The 1,960-nt window shown below is 60.6% G+C and carries 1 protein-coding gene and 1 pseudogene; one reads left to right on the top strand and one right to left on the bottom strand.

Going from position 1 to position 1,960, the window contains the following annotated elements; translation table 11 throughout:
* A pseudogene (locus tag A3730_RS31705) lies at positions 1 to 452 on the top strand (MBL fold metallo-hydrolase); the annotation flags it as partial.
* 177 nt (positions 453 to 629) lie between these two features.
* On the opposite strand, the gene A3730_RS31700 reads toward A3730_RS31705, so the two are convergent.
* Complete coding sequence (locus A3730_RS31700) at positions 630 to 1,958, bottom strand: hypothetical protein (RefSeq protein WP_082872366.1); 1,329 nt, start codon at positions 1,956 to 1,958, stop codon at positions 630 to 632.
* Between the last annotated feature and the right edge of the window lie 2 nt (positions 1,959 to 1,960).

The raw sequence follows: 1,960 nt of genomic DNA, 5'->3' as shown, positions 1-1,960 counted from the left end.
CGGAGCATCTGTGTCTGTATCGCAGCAGTGACCGGGTATTGCTCAGCGGGGATCAGGTGCTGCCGACCATTTCCAGTAATTTGATGGTGCGCCCCACGGAGCCGGACGCCAATCCGGTAACCGCCTTTGTGGATAGCCTGACAGTAATCCGCGATGCATTGCCGGAAGACACGCTGGTGCTGCCCGCCCACGGTTTGCCTTTCCGGGGGCTGCATACGCGGATCAATGCGTTGGCGGATCACCATGCCGAGCAGCTGGATCAGGTGCATGCTGCCTGCTGTGAGCAGCCTCATAATGCCCACGATGTGTTGCCGGTGATGTTCAAGCGGACCCTGGATGTGCAGCAAATGATGTTTGCCATGGGCGAGAGCATTGCGCACCTTAATTGCCTGCTGGAGCAGGGCAGGGTGCAGCGCGAAGACCGCGATGGGATCTGGCTCTTTGCGGCCTGATCTGAGGGTAAGTTGAAAGTTCAAAGTACAAAGTTGAAAAGCGCGCACGAGCCTGGCATGAACAGTTAAGCCGTGTCCGCGCTGAGCGTTTGGTGGAAACACGTGGGAAGCCATTGATCGGTTGGTTGTCCCATTTTTCGTCCTTTTTAACTTTACACTTTGAACTTTCAACTGCTCTCACAACCATTGCGTCATCACCCCGATCCACAACGCCAGCATCGGCACGACCAGCACAAAGAACAATCCGTTCCAGCGCCAGGCGATCCGGTAGGGCGAGCGGCCGATCAACTGGCTGAGTACCAGCATCGATGCAGTGAACGGCGAGGAGATCATCGACAGGCTCCAGGCGCACATCAGGCCCACGGCCAGCAGGCGTGGGTCTGCGCCCACTCCATCGCCCAGCAGCGAAGCCAATAGTGTTACCGACACAATAGGATTGAGCCCTACCTGTGCCAGTGCCACCACCAGCAGCATGGCAGCCACGGCCATGGCGGCGCCTTGCAGATGGGTGGCCAGTAGCAGCTCGTGCAGGGCCTGTTGATTCACCAGCGGGGTAATCAATGCGCCCAGGCAGGCGGAGCCGCCCAGCACGGCAATTTCTCCCCGATTGGAACCGAAGATCAAACGCGAATGGCGGGCGAGCAAGGTGAGCGATCGGCGCAGCCCGGTGCCGCCACCCAGTCGCCGCCTCTGCTTTGCCATCCACAGGATGGCAGCAAGCGGGCAGGCAATCAGGACGGCGACGGGCAAACGCAGATTTCCTGCCAGGGCGACGGCAAATACGCTCAGGGTGATCAGCAAGGCCAGCAAGGTGAAGCGAATCAGTGGCGATAGTGAGGGCGGCTGTGTTGCAGGTACCCGTTGCGCCAGTTGTTTGGGTCTGAGCTGCCAGTCCAGCCACCAGCCGAGCAGAAAAAAGAGCCCGGCGGTGGGCAGCGCCACCGGGGCCAGGCTGGCCCAGGTGAGACTGGGTATATTGGCCAGAATGACTGCCATGGTCACCCCCAGCGGCGATACCAGAGGGGCCAGGGCAAAGCCGCGTAAAATGGACAGCATCATCCGCCGTTCGCGGGCTTGCTGGATATCATCGTGGCCACCAGCAGCCTTGAGGGTATTGCTGCGCATCACCATGGCGCCGAACAGGTTCAGCACTCCGATGTTAATAATGATGCCGAACAGCGCTGTCCCCAGGGACAGGGTGGGGTAGCGTAGGGCGGGCTTCTGGCGGATCAGGGTCTGCCCGGCATCGCGAACCAGCCGCGAGCGCATGGCAGAGACGCGCAGCAGGCCCAGTGATGAAACGAAAGTGGCGAAAAAACAGAGGCGGTCTAGGGCCTGCAGCAAAACCGGAACCGGCTGGGCTTCACGGCAGATGACAACGCCGGCCATGGCGATAACCACCAGCAGAATGCCTTTGGCCATGCGTGCTTGCCGGGGCCATTGCACCAGCAGGTAAAGCAGCAGTGTGATCCGCGCCAGCCAGGCCCCGGCGTCCAGATCGAACACCA

This window comes from Alcanivorax sp. HI0044, assembly GCF_001634945.1.
Note: the sequence above shows the minus strand (reverse complement) of the source record. Positions and strands in the feature narration are given on the sequence as shown.